The organism is Rhizobium sp. 768_B6_N1_8, assembly GCF_051811225.1.
In the GTDB taxonomy this organism is placed as follows: Bacteria; Pseudomonadota; Alphaproteobacteria; order Rhizobiales; family Rhizobiaceae; genus Rhizobium.
On the sequence record NZ_JBPWPV010000001.1, the window covers coordinates 1,192,043 to 1,209,833 of the forward strand.

General features: G+C 58.3%; 20 protein-coding genes and 4 tRNA genes. 17 read left to right on the top strand and 7 right to left on the bottom strand.

All coding sequences use genetic code 11. The annotated features are described in order from the left end of the window. Window positions 1–379 precede the first annotated feature (379 nt). The 3 genes from AB8B33_RS06060 (at window position 380) to prfB (ending at window position 5,458) form a co-directional block, all read left to right on the top strand. Window positions 380–1,504 (top strand): N-acetylmuramoyl-L-alanine amidase, encoded by a 1,125-nt coding sequence (locus AB8B33_RS06060; protein ID WP_439014691.1) that lies wholly within the window; start codon window positions 380–382, stop codon window positions 1,502–1,504. Window positions 1,505–1,764: 260 nt separating this feature from the next. Continuing rightward, window positions 1,765–4,224 (top strand): penicillin-binding protein 1A, encoded by a 2,460-nt coding sequence (locus tag AB8B33_RS06065; RefSeq protein WP_113324891.1) that lies wholly within the window; start codon window positions 1,765–1,767, stop codon window positions 4,222–4,224. Between the two features lie 102 nt (window positions 4,225–4,326). After that, window positions 4,327–5,458, top strand: a protein-coding gene (gene prfB, locus AB8B33_RS06070) for a peptide chain release factor 2 (protein WP_439014692.1) whose coding sequence is annotated in 2 segments (ribosomal slippage) — window positions 4,327–4,395 and window positions 4,397–5,458 — 1,131 coding nt in all. Because the reading frame shifts where the segments join, the coding sequence is not laid out codon by codon here. A 54-nt stretch (window positions 5,459–5,512) separates the two neighbouring features. On the opposite strand, the gene AB8B33_RS06075 is transcribed toward prfB, so the two are convergent. The 3 genes from AB8B33_RS06075 to AB8B33_RS06085 are packed head-to-tail and all read right to left on the bottom strand — an operon-like array spanning window position 5,513 to window position 7,870. Further along, window positions 5,513–6,532 (bottom strand): alpha/beta hydrolase family protein, encoded by a 1,020-nt coding sequence (locus AB8B33_RS06075; protein ID WP_439014693.1) that lies wholly within the window; start codon window positions 6,530–6,532, stop codon window positions 5,513–5,515. A gap of 29 nt (window positions 6,533–6,561) precedes the next feature. Continuing rightward, window positions 6,562–7,092, bottom strand: a complete 531-nt coding sequence (locus tag AB8B33_RS06080; protein ID WP_439014694.1) for a hypothetical protein — start codon at window positions 7,090–7,092, stop codon at window positions 6,562–6,564. 4 nt (window positions 7,093–7,096) lie between these two features. Then, window positions 7,097–7,870, bottom strand: a complete 774-nt coding sequence (locus tag AB8B33_RS06085; protein ID WP_007823974.1) for an NAD kinase — start codon at window positions 7,868–7,870, stop codon at window positions 7,097–7,099. A gap of 263 nt (window positions 7,871–8,133) precedes the next feature. Here AB8B33_RS06085 and AB8B33_RS06090 point away from each other — a divergent pair. The 4 genes from AB8B33_RS06090 (at window position 8,134) to AB8B33_RS06105 (ending at window position 10,069) form a co-directional block, all read left to right on the top strand. Continuing rightward, window positions 8,134–8,209: transfer RNA gene (locus AB8B33_RS06090), tRNA-Thr, on the top strand. Between the two features lie 107 nt (window positions 8,210–8,316). After that, on the top strand, window positions 8,317–8,679 hold the full coding sequence (locus tag AB8B33_RS06095; protein ID WP_439014695.1) for a hypothetical protein: 363 nt from the start codon (window positions 8,317–8,319) through the stop codon (window positions 8,677–8,679). A 275-nt stretch (window positions 8,680–8,954) separates the two neighbouring features. Then, window positions 8,955–9,461, top strand: a complete 507-nt coding sequence (locus tag AB8B33_RS06100) for a DinB family protein (RefSeq protein ID WP_439017192.1) — start codon at window positions 8,955–8,957, stop codon at window positions 9,459–9,461. Between the two features lie 11 nt (window positions 9,462–9,472). Continuing rightward, window positions 9,473–10,069: a TetR/AcrR family transcriptional regulator gene (locus AB8B33_RS06105; RefSeq protein WP_439014696.1), complete on the top strand. Its 597-nt coding sequence runs from the start codon at window positions 9,473–9,475 to the stop codon at window positions 10,067–10,069. A gap of 12 nt (window positions 10,070–10,081) precedes the next feature. On the opposite strand, the gene AB8B33_RS06110 is transcribed toward AB8B33_RS06105, so the two are convergent. From AB8B33_RS06110 to rlmB, 3 genes are read right to left on the bottom strand one after another with little or no spacing between them, the layout of a single operon-like run. Then, on the bottom strand, window positions 10,082–10,225 hold the full coding sequence (locus AB8B33_RS06110) for a hypothetical protein (RefSeq protein ID WP_439017303.1): 144 nt from the start codon (window positions 10,223–10,225) through the stop codon (window positions 10,082–10,084). A gap of 25 nt (window positions 10,226–10,250) precedes the next feature. Then, complete coding sequence (locus AB8B33_RS06115) at window positions 10,251–10,571, bottom strand: hypothetical protein (protein WP_439017304.1); 321 nt, start codon at window positions 10,569–10,571, stop codon at window positions 10,251–10,253. A gap of 44 nt (window positions 10,572–10,615) precedes the next feature. Next, entirely contained in the window at window positions 10,616–11,506 is an 891-nt protein-coding gene (gene rlmB, locus AB8B33_RS06120; RefSeq protein WP_439014697.1) for a 23S rRNA (guanosine(2251)-2'-O)-methyltransferase RlmB, read from the bottom strand. A 204-nt stretch (window positions 11,507–11,710) separates the two neighbouring features. On the opposite strand from rlmB, the gene AB8B33_RS06125 reads away from it, so the two are divergent. Next, window positions 11,711–11,795 (top strand) — tRNA-Tyr (locus tag AB8B33_RS06125). A gap of 25 nt (window positions 11,796–11,820) precedes the next feature. Next, window positions 11,821–11,894, top strand: a tRNA-Gly gene (locus AB8B33_RS06130). A gap of 35 nt (window positions 11,895–11,929) precedes the next feature. Here the strand turns inward: AB8B33_RS06130 and AB8B33_RS06135 are convergent. Beyond that, a complete protein-coding gene (locus AB8B33_RS06135) occupies window positions 11,930–12,130 on the bottom strand; it encodes a hypothetical protein (RefSeq protein ID WP_113324884.1) in 201 nt (66 codons plus the stop codon). Window positions 12,131–12,515: 385 nt separating this feature from the next. Here AB8B33_RS06135 and tuf point away from each other — a divergent pair, with 385 nt between their 5' ends. The 8 genes from tuf to rplA all read left to right on the top strand — a co-directional run bounded on the left by tuf (window position 12,516) and on the right by rplA (window position 17,650). Further along, complete coding sequence (gene tuf / locus AB8B33_RS06140) at window positions 12,516–13,691, top strand: elongation factor Tu (protein ID WP_113323818.1); 1,176 nt, start codon at window positions 12,516–12,518, stop codon at window positions 13,689–13,691. A gap of 203 nt (window positions 13,692–13,894) precedes the next feature. Beyond that, window positions 13,895–14,029: a hypothetical protein gene (locus AB8B33_RS06145; RefSeq protein WP_007817108.1), complete on the top strand. Its 135-nt coding sequence runs from the start codon at window positions 13,895–13,897 to the stop codon at window positions 14,027–14,029. Window positions 14,030–14,202: 173 nt separating this feature from the next. After that, window positions 14,203–15,096: an NAD-dependent epimerase/dehydratase family protein gene (locus AB8B33_RS06150; RefSeq protein ID WP_439014698.1), complete on the top strand. Its 894-nt coding sequence runs from the start codon at window positions 14,203–14,205 to the stop codon at window positions 15,094–15,096. Between the two features lie 216 nt (window positions 15,097–15,312). Continuing rightward, a tRNA-Trp gene (locus tag AB8B33_RS06155) sits at window positions 15,313–15,388 on the top strand. A gap of 193 nt (window positions 15,389–15,581) precedes the next feature. Further along, window positions 15,582–15,782, top strand: coding sequence for a preprotein translocase subunit SecE (gene secE, locus AB8B33_RS06160; RefSeq protein WP_007817110.1), 201 nt, complete (start codon window positions 15,582–15,584; stop codon window positions 15,780–15,782). A 17-nt stretch (window positions 15,783–15,799) separates the two neighbouring features. Next, on the top strand, window positions 15,800–16,330 hold the full coding sequence (gene nusG, locus AB8B33_RS06165) for a transcription termination/antitermination protein NusG (RefSeq protein WP_007817111.1): 531 nt from the start codon (window positions 15,800–15,802) through the stop codon (window positions 16,328–16,330). Between the two features lie 179 nt (window positions 16,331–16,509). Next, on the top strand, window positions 16,510–16,941 hold the full coding sequence (gene rplK / locus AB8B33_RS06170) for a 50S ribosomal protein L11 (RefSeq protein WP_007817112.1): 432 nt from the start codon (window positions 16,510–16,512) through the stop codon (window positions 16,939–16,941). 4 nt (window positions 16,942–16,945) lie between these two features. Further along, a complete protein-coding gene (gene rplA / locus AB8B33_RS06175) occupies window positions 16,946–17,650 on the top strand; it encodes a 50S ribosomal protein L1 (protein ID WP_113325481.1) in 705 nt (234 codons plus the stop codon). The last annotated feature ends 141 nt before the right edge of the window (window positions 17,651–17,791 follow it).

A 17,791-nucleotide genomic window follows, 5' to 3' on the forward strand; every position in this document is an offset into this window, starting at 1 on the left:
GGGTCGGCTGGCTGCCTCGCGGCGACTCTATCCCGTCAACACTTCTACCCTAAAATTCGTTGTATGTTTTCTCTGTCACAATAGCAAGGGAAAAGCCAAATGTGCCATAATATTGATGGATTTCGTATCGCATAAACTTCTCGGGGATGAGCGATCTCGATTCGAGGGTCAGTGCGTGTGCGCTCGCCTCTAGCGGGCGACCGCGGAGGCCATGTAGGGTCCATCGCAGAAATAAATAGGGTGTGGCGGGCTATTGTTTAAGAGGTTTCGGATCGCGGTGGAGTTGTCCGCAGGGCGAAAACTGGGTTTTGCGGCGTGGCTTTTCGCCTTCGCAGCGCTTTGCGCGGTTCCGGGCAGCGCAGCCGGTGCAAAGAATCCCTTGCTGGCTTACGGAGCGCGTATCGTCGGCGACGACGCCAGAACCCGTATCGTCATCGATTTCGACCGTGAGCCTCGTTTTTCCGTCCATTACATCGCCAATCCCGAGCGCATCGTCGTCGACCTGCCGGCAACCGCTTTCGGCTTTCCGGCCAAAGATCTTGAGGCGCGGGGCCTCTTCAAGGACATCCGTTATGGCGCCATGGACGAAGGAAGCGCCCGCATCGTGTTGACGGCGGCGCGCCCGGTCCAGCTCGCCCTTGCCAAGGTGCAGACGGATGAGAGCGGTAATGGCCACCGGCTGGTGCTCGATGCCGAGATGATCGACAAGCAGAAATTCGCCGAACTGGTGAAGACCCAGTCCTGGAACGACCAAGCCGATGCGGCTGAGACCACGAGTGCCATTCCCCAGCCGGAAAAGACCGCACCTGGCGATTTCGTCATTGCTGTCGATGCCGGCCACGGCGGTATCGACACGGGCGCCATCGGCGTCGATACGAAGACCGAGGAAAAGCTGGTGACGCTCGCCTTCGCCAAGGCGCTGGCCGATCGCCTGAACAAGGAGCCGGGCATCAAGGCCTTCCTGACGCGCGACGATGACGAATTCCTGTCACTCTCGCAGCGTGTGCTGATCGCCCGGCAGAACCATGCGGGCCTCTTCATTTCCCTGCATGCCGATACGCTGAAGCAGAAAGATATTCGCGGCGCGACGGTCTACACGATTTCCGACAAGGCCTCGGACAAGCTCGCCGCCGATCTCGCCGAACGCGAAAACCTGTCGGACCAGATCGCCGGCAAGGAAACGGTCGCCGAGCCGCCTGAGGTCGCCGATATCCTTCTCGACCTGACGCGGCGCGAAACGCAGGCCTTCTCGATCTCGCTCGCCGAAAGCGTACTTGCCTCGTTCAAGGACCAGGTCGGCACGATCAACAATCCGCACCGTCACGCGGGCTTCCGTGTGCTGCAGGCGCCGGACGTCCCGTCTATCCTGCTCGAGCTCGGCTTCCTCTCCAATGTCGAGGACGAAAAGCGTCTGCTTGACGATGCCTGGCGGTTGAAGATGGCCGATCTCCTGACCGATGCGGTGAAACGTTACCGCACGAGCCTGATGGCAAACGGTGGCTAGTCTGGGCGTTGCCCGGAAGTGACACTCGCGCCTAAACCGGGACCTCTTGCCGACCGGGAAGGCGAAAGTGGCGGGACGGGCCCTATTTTGCTCACATTCGCGCCGTTACTCCGGTCTATATGTTTCGAACATGTAAGACGGAAATCGGCTTGTGGCGCCAACGCGCATGGAGTAAGCCGCGCAACGTGCAAAGAGACATGATCTGTGCGATTGTGGCGGCTGCGCCGATCTAATGATTAGAAATACCGGTAGCTGAAAATATGGTTAGACTTCTTGGATATTTCTTCGGGATAGCATGCGTCCTGTTCCTGGGCGCTGCGGCTGTTATTGCCGTCTATCTTGCTAATGTCGCGAAGGATCTTCCTGACTATGCGGTGCTGAACAGCTATGCGCCGCCGGTTACCACCCGCGTTCACGCCGGTAACGGTGCGCTCATGGCCGAATACGCCAAGGAAAAGCGCCTCTTCCTGCCGATCCAGGCTATCCCGGACCGCGTGAAGGCTGCTTTCCTTTCGGCCGAAGACAAGAACTTCTACAACCATCCCGGCGTCGATCTGACCGGCCTTGGCCGCGCCATCCTCGTCAACCTTCAGAATTTCGGCTCCGGCCGCCGCCCGGTCGGTGCATCGACGATCACCCAGCAGGTGGCGAAGAATTTTCTTCTGACCTCCGACCAGACGATTGACCGCAAGATCAAGGAAGCGATCCTGTCCTTCCGCATCGAGCAGGCCTACAGCAAGGACAAGATCCTCGAGCTTTATCTCAACGAGATCTTTTTCGGCCTGAACTCTTACGGTATTGGCAGTGCCTCGCTCACGTATTTCAACAAGTCGGTCACCGAGCTGACGATCGCCGAATCTGCCTATCTCGCTTCATTGCCGAAGGGGCCGGCCAACTACCATCCCTTCCGCCATCCGGATGCCGCGCTTGAACGCCGCAACTGGGTCATCGACCGCATGGTCGAGAACGGTTATGTGAGCCAGAGCGACGGCGAGGATGCCAAAAAGCAACCACTCGGCGTCACCGCCCGCACCAGCGGACCGTCCCTTTTTGCTTCCGATTATTTCGCCGAGGCTGTCCGACGCCAGCTCATCGATCAGTATGGCGAGAAGGCGCTTTATGAAGGCGGCCTTTCGGTGCGCACCTCGCTCGATCCGCAGATGCAGCTCTTTGCGCGTAAGGCGCTGCAGGATGGCCTGACCAATTACGACGAGCGTCGTGGTTTCCACGGACCGGTCAAGCAGATCAGCACGTCTGGCGACTGGGGACCGGCGCTCGCCGAAGTTCCCGCTCTCTCCGACGTGCCGGAATGGCGCCTTGCGGTCGTCCTTGCCGTGTCCAATGAGGCCGTCGATATCGGCCTCCAGCCGCCCAAGGATGGAGGCGGCAAAGTCGCAGGCGAACGCGAACGTGGTTCGATTGCAGCCAAGGATATGCAGTGGGCATTCCGCTCCGCCGCCGGCGACCGCAAGACGACGAAGTCGCCGGTCGGCGCCGTCTCGGCAGGAGATGTCGTTTACGTTGAGCGCCTCGGCGGCGACAATTCGACCTCCTATCGCCTGCGCCAGCCGCCGAAGGTACAGGGTGGTCTCGTTGCCATGGACCCGAAGACCGGTCGCGTTCTCGCCATGGTCGGCGGCTTCTCCTATGCCCAGTCGGAATTCAACCGCGCCACGCAGGCGATGCGCCAGCCAGGTTCCTCCTTCAAGCCTTTCGTTTACGCCGCCGCCATGGACAACGGCTATACGCCGGCCTCGGTCATCATGGACGCGCCGATCGAGATCGTTTCGGGTGGTCAGGTCTGGAAGCCGGAAAACTACGGCGGCGAAGTCAGTGGCCCCTCGACGCTGCGCTCCGGCATCGAGAATTCGCGCAACCTGATGACGGTGCGCCTCGCCAATGACCTCGGCATGAATATCGTTGCCGAATATGCCGAACGCTTCGGCATCTACGACAAGATGCCGCCGCTGCTCGCCATGTCGCTCGGCTCGGGCGAAACGACGGTGCTGCGTATGGTTTCGGCTTACTCGGTCATCGCCAATGGCGGCAAGCAGATCAAGCCGACGCTGGTCGACCGCATCCAGGATCGTTACGGCAAGACGATCTTCAAGCATGAAGAGCGTCTCTGCGAAGGCTGCAATGCCGGCGACTGGCAGAACCAGGAAGAACCCAATATCGTCGACAACCGCGAGCAGGTTCTCGATCCGATGACCTCCTACCAGATCACCTCGATGATGCAGGGCGTCATCCAGCGCGGTACCGCCGCTGGCAAGGTCGATCTCTCCGGCCGTGACGTTGCAGGCAAGACCGGTACGACCAACGATGAAAAGGACGCCTGGTTCGTCGGCTTCACGCCGGATCTGGTTGCAGGCCTTTACCTGGGCTTCGATACGCCGGCTCCGCTTGGCCGCGGCGGCACGGGTGGCGTTCTTTCGGCGCCGATCTTCAATGAATTCATGCAGGCGGCCGTCAAGGACATGCCGGAATCCAAGTTCGTGGTCCCGGCCGGCATGAACATGATCGCGATCAACCGCAAGACCGGCATGGCTGCTGTCGACGGCGAGCCGGGCACCATCATCGAAGCCTTCAAGCCGGGCACCGGCCCGGCTGACAGCTTCTCTGTCATCGGCATGGACGGCACGATGGCGCCGGAAGAAATCCTGCGCACGTCGCCGCAGGCAAACCAGGCGGTCCAGACCAACACGCCCGGCCTGTTCTGATCGAGACCGATTTCCTTTGCGCCCGCCACGGCTCTTTACATCCGCGGCGGGCGTCTCTATGTCACCAGCACTCACAGAATACCGAAGCAAAGAAGCAGGAAAATGCGAGCGGAAATCCAGAACATAGTCGATGAAACCAAGCAGGCTATCACCCTGCTGAGGAGGCATCTTTGACTGGGACCAGGCGGTAAGACGACTGGACTGGTTGAATAACAAGGCAGAGGACCCCAACCTCTGGAACGATGCGCAGGAAGCCCAGAAGCTGATGCGCGAGCGCCAGCAGCTCGATGACGGCATCAATGGCGTCAAGGCGCTGGAACAGCAGCTGTCTGACAATGTCGAGCTCATCGATCTCGGGGAAGAAGAAGGCGACGAAAGCATCGTCAAGGAAGCTGAGGCCGCGCTGAAAAGCCTGCAGGCCGAGGCAGCCCGCCGACAGGTCGAAGCTATGCTGTCAGGCGAGGCCGATGGCAACGACACCTATCTGGAAGTCCATTCCGGCGCCGGCGGCACGGAAAGCCAGGACTGGGCGAACATGCTTCTGCGCATGTACACTCGCTGGGCCGAGCGTCAGCGCTTCAAGGTCGAGCTTTTGGAAGTGCATGACGGTGAAGAAGCCGGCATCAAGTCCGCAACGCTTCTCGTCAAGGGCCACAACGCCTATGGCTGGCTGAAGACCGAATCGGGCGTGCACCGCCTGGTGCGTATCTCGCCCTACGACAGCAATGCGCGCCGCCACACGTCCTTCTCGTCGATTTGGGTCTATCCCGTCGTTGATGACTCGATACAGATCGAGATCAACGAAAGCGATTGCCGTATCGACACCTACCGTTCGTCGGGCGCCGGCGGCCAGCACGTCAACACGACAGACTCGGCCGTGCGCATCACGCATATCCCGACAGGCATCGTCGTGCAGTGCCAGCAGGAGCGTTCGCAGCACAAGAATCGCGCCAAGGCCTGGGACATGCTGCGCGCCCGCATGTACGAAGCGGAGCTGAAGAAACGCGAGGACGCCGCCAACGCCGAAGCCGCTTCCAAGACGGATATCGGCTGGGGCCACCAGATCCGCTCCTACGTTCTGCAGCCCTACCAGCTCGTCAAGGACCTGCGCACCGGCGTTGCGAGCACGGCTCCGGATGACGTGCTCGACGGCGACCTGAACGAGTTCATGGAAGCAGCACTTGCTCACCGCATCAGCGGCGCAGCCGATGCTGTTGTTGACGACGTCGACTGAGTGGGCGAAGACGGACCTGAGATAGAAAGCCCCGGAAACGGGGCTCTTTCTTTTTCAGATGTCCACTGGAATGCCTGTTCCGCGAAAGAACAAACCCGATAGTTCGGCGATCTCCTCGTGGACATCAGCACGTTCCACGCCAGCCGGATCGGTGAAGAGTTGCTCTGCAAAGGAAAACCCCAATGCCGTGCCCTCGGGCAGGAAGACATAATGCCCAAGGCCGCCCTGGAGTATCTTGAAGGTGCTTCGATCAAGCCGCGCATGCAGCCATGACGAACATTCTTCGACCGGGGCCGTGTTGTCGGCATCACCGACCAGAATGAGGGCAGGCTTATTGATGGCTCTCAGGCTCTCTTCGCTGAAGCCGCGGATAGATCGACCCGGCGCGCAGACCAGCGCGGCCTTGATCCTGTCGTCGCGATAGGATTGCGACATCCGCGACCATGAATCGCGAAATGCCGTGCTCGTGCGAAGCAGCGACGGAATATGATCGGCGAGGTCAGGAAACTCCCTCGGGCCGCGCAGGCCCCCCGGCTTCAATCTGGATTGTTCGAACTGCGAGAATTGCGCGACCGCGCCGAGAAGCAGCATCACCGTATGGGCTCCTGCTGAAAAGCCGGCGGCGAACGCGCTCCTTGTATCGACATGCCCGGCAAGATCACCCTGCCAGTCTTTTCGGCGATCGAGCACGAGGCTCAGATCGGGCGCACGCTCCCAAAGGCAGGCAAAGCCCTCGGCGCGATAGGCTTCGCCGCCGGTATTGCCGTGGTGGTCGACGCCGAGCGCGATAAATCCACGATTGACCAGGCGGCGGGCGAGCCATTCCAGCCCTGCAGCCGAGCCACCGGTACCATGCGACAGCAGGACCAGCGGGTAGGGCTTCGTCGCCGGCTGAACGGGCGCATCACGGGCGACCGCGGCCCTTCGGAACCAGCTTCGTCCCGGGATTTCGGTTTCGATCGATCCCTCGGTTGCCGGATACCAGAGCGACCAGCGGACAGGTCTTGGCCCGGTCTCATCCCAGTCCGGCCGCGTCTCGTCGTGGAGGACGCCTTCGCGAAAGCCGAGTTTCATGCTTAGTCCCGATGAATAGCCTGCGGCGCTCAGTTGGTCGCTTTCTCCACAGTAATGTCCCCAAACTCGTCAATCAGCACCGTCCAGCCATCGGATTCGGCGGCTGGATCGGTCTTCAGATAGACCGTGGCGAAAAGGCCCGGTTCCTTGATGAGGCCGCTCGAATTTTCGGGCCGGATGTCGGTGACATAGGGCTTGAGATCGCTGATTTCCTGCAGTTCGACCGTCGAGATGATGGTGGGGCCAGCGTCTCTCTGCGCGATCTGCTGCAGAAAGACTTTGGAGGTCTTGTCCGGCTGGCGCACAGCGAAAAGCTTGTAATAGCCATGCCGCTGCTCTTGCTTGGCATCCCCCTCGCTCACATTTTGGGCGCTGACGCTTTGCGTGGTTGTCGGGGCACGCTCGACCGGCAACGAATTACCGTCATCTTCCCAATAGCCGGTGCTGGTCGCGAAGATGATCGAGGCCGGCAGGATATCGTCATGAACGGTCTGCGCCTCTGCGGCGATCGCCCAGCCGGAAACGAGGAGCGCCGTCATAAATGCTTGCCGCATCGCCATCATTTCAATCCTCGAATTGTTCTGCCAGAATCCGGTCCGACCAAGAGCGGTCGGGATCGGAAAGGATGCGTGCGGTCATGTCCTCGGACTGGGCGATGCGCACATGCAGTATGGATTTGATCTCCGTATTGTCGGCGACCGCATTCACGGGCCGCTTCTCGGCTTCCAATATATGGATGTCCACCGTCACCCGGTTGGGAAGCAGCGCTCCGCGCCAGCGCCGAGGCCGGAAGGCGCTGACCGGCGTCATGGCGAGGAGGGGCGCGTCAAGCGGAAGGATCGGGCCGTGGGCCGAAAGATTGTAGGCGGTCGAGCCTGCAGGCGTTGCCACCATCAAGCCATCGCAGATCAATTCCTCCAGCCGCACATGTCCGTCGATTTCCACCCTGAGCTTCGCTGCCTGATAGGATTGCCGGAAAAGATAGACCTCGTTGATCGCAAGCGCCGAGGAACTGCTGCCGTCGGCATTGGATGTCGTCATCTTCAGCGGATGAAAGGCATTCTCAACGGCGGTACAGATACGGTCATGCAGGTCGGTAGTCTTGTAATCGTTCATCAGAAAGCCGACCGAGCCGCAATTCATGCCGTAGACAAGCTTGCCGCTGTTCATGGTACTGTGCAGTGTCTGAAGCATGAAGCCGTCGCCGCCGAGCGCGACGATGACATCGGCCTCGTTTGCGGGCACATCGCCGTAAAGGCGAATCAGTTCATCTCGCGCGGCGAGTGCTTCCGTGGTCGGCGAGGCGATAAAAGAAAGCGTCTGAAATGACCGGCCCATGCAATGCCCTTTGTTATGCTGCTCTAGCTAAAGGATAAAGGGCCTATACGACAAGACGTTTTGCGTTGCGGGCGAAGTTCGGATGATCTTATCGCCCTGATAGATCGGCCGGTGATTCCGGTGATGAACATGTCCACATGGCCCCCAGCGGGCTTTCCCAACCATAGCGTTGATCGACAACCGGCTGTGGATAGCTTTACCGAGCTGCCGGAATGGGCAAATTTTCTTTACAAAAGATCAGAATCTGCTACTTCGCAGCCATTGCCCTTGTAGCTCAGTTGGTAGAGCACCTGATTTGTAATCAGGGGGTCGCGGGTTCGAACCCTGCCGGGGGCACCAGTTTTCCCAAGCCATTGCATTACATGAACAGAGACTGAAGGGTCGATTCAGCGGCAATTCAGGAGCATCAGGTCATTCTCGCTTCATCAGAAACGAGGAAGTGAGCCATGAGGATCTCCAGTTTTCTCCTAGCAGCCGCCCTTTCGGCCGGTACTTTGTTTTCCGCCGTAGCTCCGGCTGCGGCCATCCCTCTCGACCGTCCGGCAGCCTCGCAACAGAGCGATGTGATCCAGGTCCGCGGCGCTGATCGGGATTGGGGTGATCGAGATTGGGGCGACCGTGACCGGGGCGACCGCGATTGGGGTGATCGCCGTGACTGGCGCGAGCGTCGCGAGTGGCGTGAACGTCGCTACTGGCGTCCGGCCTGGGGCTATGAACGCCGCTGGAGCCCGTGGCGGGAAGAGCGTTGGCGCGAGCGTCATTATTGGCGTCGCCACCACGATGGACCCTATTGGCTCTACCGGAGCTGATAGCTGACCGAGCCACGCATTTTCCGATCCTGAAGCATGCCGCGATCTTTCAGATTCGCTTTCCACACTTTAGGTCTTTGTCTTCACGCAGGTCGTTATCGCAAAACCGCTGCACAGTTTTACGCGGCATGCTTTAGCAAAATCCCGTTGCAAGTTTTCGAACTTGCGACGGGATTTTTGCTTGATCGTTATTCGGCGCATTTGACAATTTTATTGACTGACCACCAGTCAATAATTTAAAGATCAGTTCATCAATCGCCGCGATGGAGTTCGCCATGTCCGCAAAAACACTCCTGACCTCTCTCTTTCGATATAAGGCCAGCGCTGATGAGGAACTTCTGACCGCGCTTGCTGCTTTTCCCGAAAGCGGGCTATCGGAAAACCTCCAGTCCGCTTTTCGTGTTCTCAATCACGCTCAAATCGTCGATCGGATTTTCGCTGCCAACCTGCGGAAGGAGCCGCATGGTTATACGGCGAGTTGGACCAGCGAGCCGCCAGCTTTTGGAGATCTTGCTTCCGCGATTAGGAAAACCGACAGGTGGTATCTGGATTATATGGTGCAGGTGGCGCCCGAGGAGCTCGAAGAGACGATTGACTTCACTTTCACCGATGGTGGGCAGGGCCGCATGTCGCGGGAGGAGATGCTGGCCCATGTCATCACCCACAGCGGTTATCACCGCGGGGAGGTCGGTCGTCTTTTGCCCGACATTGAAAACACTGCTATGCGCGACGTATTCGCGGGCTACCTGCACCGGGCGGAGCCTCAGCGTCGCGGGCATTGACGGACTTTCCGATGACATCACGCATGGCCGGCAGGCCAAGAACCAAACCAGCCGAGGAAAGGCGGGACGACCTCATGGTCGCGGCCGAACGCCTCTTTCTCGACAAGGGGGTGGAGCATACGACGATCGAGGAGATCACCCGAGGTGCCGCCGTCTCGAAGGGTGCCTTTTACCTTCATTTCTCTTCGAAGGCGGATGTTATCGAAGCATTGCGGACCCGCTTCGTTCAGAAGCTTCTGAACGGCATCGTGGAAGAAGTGGGTAAGCAGGAGACTGGCGACTGGGACGGCAAGTTGACGGCCTGGGCAAAAGCCTGCGCCATGGGATATCTAAAAGCCGCGCGCCTGCACAATCTCGTTTTTGCTGCTTCTCCGCCTCCAAGCCGCGAGGGCCTGACGAGCAACATCCTGATCTATAGTCTCCAGCAATTGCTTGCAGCAGGAAGCCGTGAGGGAGCTTGGTCACTGAAGGAGCCGGCATTCACCGCCATATTCCTGTTTAACGCATTGCACGGCGTCGTAAATCAGAGCGGCATCGGCGACGATGATGCCGGGCAATCAAAACTGCTTAGCAATATCGAGAATGGTGTTCTGCGCCTCATCCGATGAGGCGATTTGCAGTCACTTCCGTGCCGGCTCGTTCATGCTCGATGCGATCTTCGTACCGCTGCCGGTCTGTCCGGCACCGGACGGAGACATCATCGCGATGCTGAGGACCGAAGCAATCATAACGGCAACGACGGCAATCATCAGGCGCATGAACATCTAGATCCCTATTTGTCTGGTGGGATTAAACGCCCGGCGACGTTGCGGGTTCCGGATCGGTTATTGCACAGATGGAGGTGGATTTGATGGCGTCGTCGACGGTGCCAGGGGATCCGGCTGGCGGATCGGGTGAGACCTGTCCACCCACGTGATGCTCAAAATGACCATGACGAGGACCGCAATGAAAAGAACGCCGAAGATCAGCGGTCGAATTGCCATAGTGCGGATTCCCTTTTGCCGGCGCCCCAAAGATGAATGCACTGCCGATGATAGTGACCGGCAAGCTCTTTCCAAGGCGGAATATGGACCAGGGAAGAGGGTGTTCAACCGCAATGGCGACCATCATTCCCTCTCTCTGCGACATATCAACAGTGATCTGCCGACTGTGGCCTATGCCTTCAGGTGCAGTCCCGCTGCATAAAGGGCAATCGCCGCGGCATTCGATACGTTCAGCGATTTGATGGCGCCGGGCATATCGAGCCGGGCGAGCGCGCTGACGGTTTCGCGGGTCTTCTGCCGCAGGCCCTTGCCTTCGGAGCCGAGCACCAGCGCGATTCGACCACCTGAGAACGTGCCTTCCAGCGGCGCCGGTCCTTCCGAATCAAGCCCGATCGTGAAGAAGCCGAGCTTGTGCAATTCGCCGAGCGCATCCGAGAGATTGGTGATCTGTATATAAGGTATCAGTTCCAGCGCGCCGGAAGCCGATTTGGCAAGCACGCCCGATTCAGTCGGGCTATGTCTCTGGGTGGTGATAACGGCGCCTGCATTGAAGGCGACGGCCGATCGCATGATGGCGCCGACATTGTGCGGATCGGTTACCTGGTCGAGCAGGAGAAGCAATGGGCTGTCCTTCAGTGCTTCCAGGCGCCGGACGGGCAGGGGGCGTGTTTCCAGCATCACGCCCTGATGGATCGCTTCGGGGCCGAGCACCTTGTCGATATCCTGCGGCGAGACCATGTCGACGGGAATGCCGATCGTATCAGGATCGATCTCCAATCGAGCAAGCGCGTTCTGTGTCACCGATAGCTTGATGTTTTTGCGCTCAGGATTTTCAAGCGCGGCACGAACGGTATGAAGACCGTAGAGGAAGACCTGATCGGGGGCGAGCGCCGGCGGTTTCCAGTCGTCTCCGCCACGCTTGCGCTTCTGTGGTGCCGGTGTTGGAATCTCACCGCGTTCGCGCTTGCCGTCGCGATGCGCGCGTCGCAAGGTTGCGTAATGCGTGTCCTTTGCGGACTTGTCGATAGCGGGCTTGTCGCCGGATTTCTTATCTTTGCTCATGCGGCTTTATAACGATGGCGCCTGTTGCCGCATAGGCCTTCTTTCATACGCCGGCTTTCAACAGGCGATGAAATTTTTCCTGTCTTTTCCATTGTCATCGTGTTGACAGACTGAAATCGTCCGGTCATATACGCGGCGCAGACGACGGGGCGGCAACGCTTCAAAGTCTGACGAACTTGGTCTTCAAGATCCGGACGAAAAACTGGAGAGATGCCCGAGTGGTTAAAGGGGACGGACTGTAAATCCGTTGGCTCAGCCTACGTTGGTTCAAATCCAACTCTCTCCACCATTCGTCATTGGATCGGACCAACCCCGCGGGTATAGCTCAATGGTAGAGCAGCAGCCTTCCAAGCTGAATACGCGGGTTCGATTCCCGCTACCCGCTCCATCTTCCTTGCCGTTCTCGACGAATCACGCCCGCTTTCAGAACTCGAATACGAGATTCATGAAATTGCCAATGATCCAGTAGCCGAGCACCCCTATGGCGATGCCGGCGATGAAGACCGAAGACTGGCCCGTGTTCTTTTTGACGCCCGTGCCTGCATCGTCTTCGCGCGGATAGCCGAATTCACGATGGTCTTCCATGAATGCCGAATAGTGGTTGGTATAGCTCTCCGATTGCATTGGGTGTCCCTCCGAATATTAGAGGGATATCATGCAAGTTTTCCCGTTCGGTGAAATCAATTAGTAAAATGTAATATAATCTTGTCGGCAGGCGTCGCGCCGATGAGATCGCGCGGCACCCGGGTCACGACTGCAGAAATTGCAGTCGCTGCTGGCATCAACAAGGCCAGAAGCGGGCTTTCTCTCGATTTTACCTTAGATTTCAGGTGTTTTGGGGCAGGTGCCGACGAATCGTCTTGCGGGTTGCGAATTATCTCCCATATGCGCTGACACGCCAAGAATGGCGTCTGCAATTAAGTCTTGCGCAATTTCGCCGAAAGCCTTAAACGGCGGCACTAAACCGGTTCGCCGGGGTCACCCATTTACGTCCACAGGAAGCATTCAAATGGCAAAGAGTAAGTTTGAGCGCAACAAGCCGCACGTCAACATTGGCACGATCGGCCACGTTGACCACGGCAAGACGTCTCTGACGGCAGCGATCACGAAGTATTTCGGTGAGTTCAAGGCGTATGACCAGATCGACGCTGCTCCGGAAGAAAAGGCACGCGGCATCACCATTTCGACGGCTCACGTCGAGTATGAAACGCCGGCCCGCCACTACGCGCACGTCGACTGCCCCGGCCACGCTGACTATGTCAAGAACATGATCACGGGTGCCGCGCAGATGGACGGCGCGATCCTGGTCTGCTCTGCCGCTGACGGCCCGATGCCGCAGACGCGCGAGCACATCCTGCTCGCCCGCCAGGTTGGCGTTCCGGCAATCGTCGTGTTCCTCAACAAGGTCGACCAGGTTGACGACGCCGAGCTTCTCGAGCTCGTCGAACTGGAAGTGCGCGAACTTCTGTCGTCCTACGACTTCCCGGGCGACGACATTCCGGTCGTCAAGGGTTCGGCGCTTGCTGCTCTTGAAGATTCTGACAAGAAGATCGGTGAAGACGCGATCCGCGAGCTGATGGCTGCAGTTGACGCCTACATCCCGACGCCTGAGCGTCCGATCGACCAGCCGTTCCTGATGCCGATCGAAGACGTGTTCTCGATCTCCGGCCGTGGTACGGTTGTGACCGGCCGCGTCGAGCGTGGTATCGTCAAGGTTGGCGAAGAAGTCGAAATCGTCGGCATTCGTCCGACCTCGAAGACGACGGTGACCGGCGTTGAAATGTTCCGCAAGCTGCTCGATCAGGGCCAGGCTGGCGACAACATCGGCGCTCTGGTTCGCGGTGTGAACCGTGACGGCGTCGAGCGTGGCCAGATCCTGTGCAAGCCGGGCTCTGTCAAGCCGCACAAGAAGTTCAAGGCAGAAGCCTACATCCTGACGAAGGAAGAAGGCGGCCGTCATACGCCGTTCTTCACGAACTACCGTCCGCAGTTCTACTTCCGCACGACGGACGTGACCGGCATCGTGACGCTTCCGGAAGGCACGGAAATGGTTATGCCTGGCGACAACGTGACCGTTGACGTCGAGCTGATCGTTCCGATCGCGATGGAAGAAAAGCTTCGCTTCGCTATCCGCGAAGGCGGCCGCACCGTCGGTGCAGGCATCGTTGCTTCGATCATCGAATAATCGGAATTATCCCCGATTTTAGGAAAAACCCCGCTGGAGACTGCGGGGTTTTTTCGTTTTCCAGCATCCTCAGGCGTTCCTGAGATGTTGTAAAAATATCGTTAAGATGCCCCATAACAGTATTTTGTTCATCTAGCGTTCAGAAAGCGTTTTGCGTTCCGGCATTTTTAGTCCAGACTCCTCATTATAGAGAGGAGAGTAGGATGATTCACAAAGCTACATTCGTTGCGACGATTTTCGCGATGTATGTTTTCACGATGTTTTTCATCGCTGCAATTCCGCAGGAAGTTGTTCAGGCAGCTGGCGTGCAGATAGACGAAGTAAGCGTCGTTAAATGATAGCATGACTGGATCGCCGGATATTCCGGCGGGCCGTAAAAGTAACAGCGCAGGTGCTTCCGGGAGGAAGCTCCTGGCCGAGGTGGGTTTGAACCTGCCCGTGAGACGCTCGCTTGCTCTTCGCGCGGAAGAGTTTATCTATGCCTCCGATTTCATGACGCGGAGGATTTTCCATGAAAAAGCGCATTCTCTTCACTGGCGGTTCGGGCAAGGCGGGACGCCATGCCGTGCCGTGGCTCATCAATGCTGGCTATGATGTGCACAATGTCGATCTCGTGCCACTCGAAAGCCCTAAAGTCACCAATCTCATCGCCGACATCACCGACAGCGGCCAGATGTTCAACGTGCTTTCCATGCACCGGGACTTTCCGGATCTGGAAGCGGGCAAGGGCGTACAGCCTTTCGACGCCGTTGTGCATTTTGCGGCGGTGCCGCGTATCCTGATCAAGCCGGACAACGAGACCTTCCGCATCAACACGATGGGCACCTATAATGTCATCGAGGCTGCAGTGAAGCTCGGTATCCGGAAGGTCATCGTCGCGTCGAGCGAGACGACCTATGGCGTCTGTTTCGCCGAAGGCCATCGCGACTTCCACCAGTTCCCGCTGGATGAGGACTATGATGTCAATCCGATGGATTCCTACGGCCTCTCGAAGGTCCTGAACGAGAAGACGGCGCGCGCTTTTGCCGAGCGCTCAGGCTTCGATATTTACGCGCTGCGCATCGGCAACGTCATCGAGCCGCATGAATACGAGAAATTTCCGACCTATTTCGCCAATCCGGAAATGCGCAAGCGCATCGCCTGGAGTTATATTGACGCGCGCGACCTCGGCCAAATCGTCCATCGCTGCATTGAGAAGGACGGATTGGGCTTCCAGGTCTTTAATGCCGCCAACGACACGGTTTCGGCCAATACCCCGTCGAGAGAGCTCGCCAAACGATTCTTCCCGAATGTGCCCTTCACCCGTGAGATCGGCGAATATGAGGGCCTGCTTTCCAACCGGAAGATTCGCGAGGTGCTCGGCTTTAAGGAAGAGCACGACTGGCGCAAATATGTAAAAGTCTGAGATTCCGGTCAGAAAACTCTTGCGGGGTCGGGCGCATTCAATTTCGCGTCCGGCCGCCAGATACGTTGCTGTCGGCCACTTCTTCCGGTCGCCTGCGGAGAATGGTTCTGAAAATCAAAAATCGCTCTTGCATATCCCGAGCCGCCGTTTTAAAGGGAGCGCCATGCTTTCACCGGCTGATGATCTCAAGGTCAACAGGCTGAATGCAAAGCGTAAAGGGGTATAGCTCAGTTGGTAGAGCGGCGGTCTCCAAAACCGCAGGTCGTAAGTTCGAGCCTTACTGCCCCTGCCATTTTTCCTTGAACGGACAGCGCGGACGTGAACGCAGCGTTCCGGCGAGGATTGGGCATATGGCGACAAATTTCGTTAAACATCGGTTTCCCTCTTGTGTATTCGGAAATCGATGTTTATTTAGGGTTCAACAGACACGCGGTGCGTGGGGCTGATAGTTTCAGCTTTACGCGCCGTAATTGCGTGGGCAGTCGATGGCATCCAAATCCAATCCATTCGCGTTTCTGCAGCAGGTCCGCACGGAGACGTCTAAAGTTACTTGGCCGTCGCGCCGCGAGACAATGATCTCGACGGTCATGGTGCTGTTTATGGTTGTTTTTGCTGCGCTGTTTTTCTTTGCCGCCGACCAGCTCATTGGCTGGGCCCTGAGCTTTGTGCTCAATACCGGCAACTGATACGAGTGGAGATGAAAATGGCGGCACGTTGGTACATCGTCCACGCATATTCTAATTTTGAAAAGAAGGTGGCTGAGGACATCGAGAACAAGGCTCGCCAGAAGGGGCTTGAGCACCTGTTCGAGAAGATCCTCGTGCCGACCGAAAAGGTGGTGGAAGTGCGCCGCGGCCGCAAGGTCGATTCCGAGCGCAAGTTCTTCCCGGGCTATGTCATGGTTCGTGCGAACCTGACGGATGAGGCCTATCACCTGATCAAGAATACGCCGAAGGTCACGGGCTTCCTTGGCTCGGACAATAAGCCCGTTCCGATTCCGGATTCTGAGGCTGAGCGCATTCTCGGTCAGGTTCAGGAAGGTGTCGAGCGGCCGAAGGCTTCCGTTACCTTTGAAATCGGCGAGCAGGTTCGCGTTTCCGATGGTCCGTTCGCTTCGTTTAACGGCACGGTTCAGGATGTGGACGAAGAGCGTTCGCGCCTGAAAGTGGAAGTGTCGATCTTTGGTCGCGCTACGCCGGTCGAGCTGGAATACGCTCAGGTCGAGAAGGTCTGATTTTCGAGATCGAGGCTCGGTCACTTGTGACCGTTCTTCGGGCGGCGAAAGCCGCATCGCGTGGAAGGTGAGGGGTCTTAAGCCAGGTCCTAACGATCCGCACCACGCAACCGCAGCCGCCGGAGTGATCCGGCATCAAGGGCCGGGAAACCGGTCATCAGTGAAAGGCAGAGAGATATATGGCTAAGAAAGTTGCAGGCCAGCTCAAGCTGCAGGTCAAGGCAGGATCGGCAAACCCGTCCCCGCCGATCGGCCCGGCGCTTGGTCAGCGTGGCATTAACATCATGGAATTCTGCAAGTCGTTCAACGCGGCTACGCAGGAAATGGAAAAGGGTATGCCGATCCCGGTCGTCATCACCTATTACCAGGACAAGTCCTTCACCTTCGCCATGAAGCAGCCTCCGGTCAGCTACTGGCTGAAGAAGGAAGCGAAGATCCAGTCCGGTTCCAAGACCCCGGGCAAGGGCGCAAAGGCCGGTACCCTCACCAAGGCTCAGATCAAGACGATCGCCGAAGCCAAGATGAAGGATCTGAACGCAGCGGATATCGAAGGTGCAATGGCGATGATCGAGGGCTCTGCCCGCGCCATGGGCCTGGAAGTGGTGGGTTAAGACCATGGCAGGCAAGCGCACTCAGAAGATCAACGAAGGTGTTGATCCGACCAAGCTCTACGCTCTGACGACCGCCATCGGCATGGTCAAGGAACGTGCTGTCGCAAAGTTCGATGAAACCATCGAAGTTTCGATGAACCTCGGCGTCGACCCGCGTCACGCAGACCAGATGGTCCGCGGCGTTGTCAACCTGCCGAACGGCACCGGCCGTACGGTTCGCGTTGCTGTTTTCGCTCGTGGCGTCAAGGCTGATGAAGCCAAGGCTGCCGGCGCAGATATCGTTGGCGCGGAAGAGCTCGTTGAAATCGTTCAGGGCGGCAAGATCGACTTCGATCGCTGCATCGCCACCCCGGATATGATGCCGCTCGTCGGCCGCCTCGGTAAGGTTCTCGGCCCGCGTGGCATGATGCCGAACCCGAAGGTCGGCACGGTTACGATGGATGTCGCTGGTGCCGTCAAGGCTTCCAAGGGCGGCGCTGTCGAGTTCCGCGTCGAGAAGGCTGGTATCGTTCACGCCGGCATCGGCAAGGCATCCTTCGATGCCAAGGCTCTGGAAGAAAACATCCGTGCCTTCGCTGACGCCGTCATCAAGGCAAAGCCGGCTGGCGCCAAGGGCAACTACGTCAAGCGCGTAGCCCTCTCCTCGACCATGGGTCCGGGCGTCAAGATCGAAGTCGGCTCGGTCACCGCAGCGGTTACTGCTGCTTAAGTTTCATCGGGCTTCGGCCCGATTGTAAAGAATTCCGGCCTCGCAAGAGGCCGGAATATTCCGGAGAAATCCGGAATCCTGTCCGAGATTGCAGGTGGTTTTCCCTTAATCACTGTTGCCTGCATGAGACGGGTAAGACCC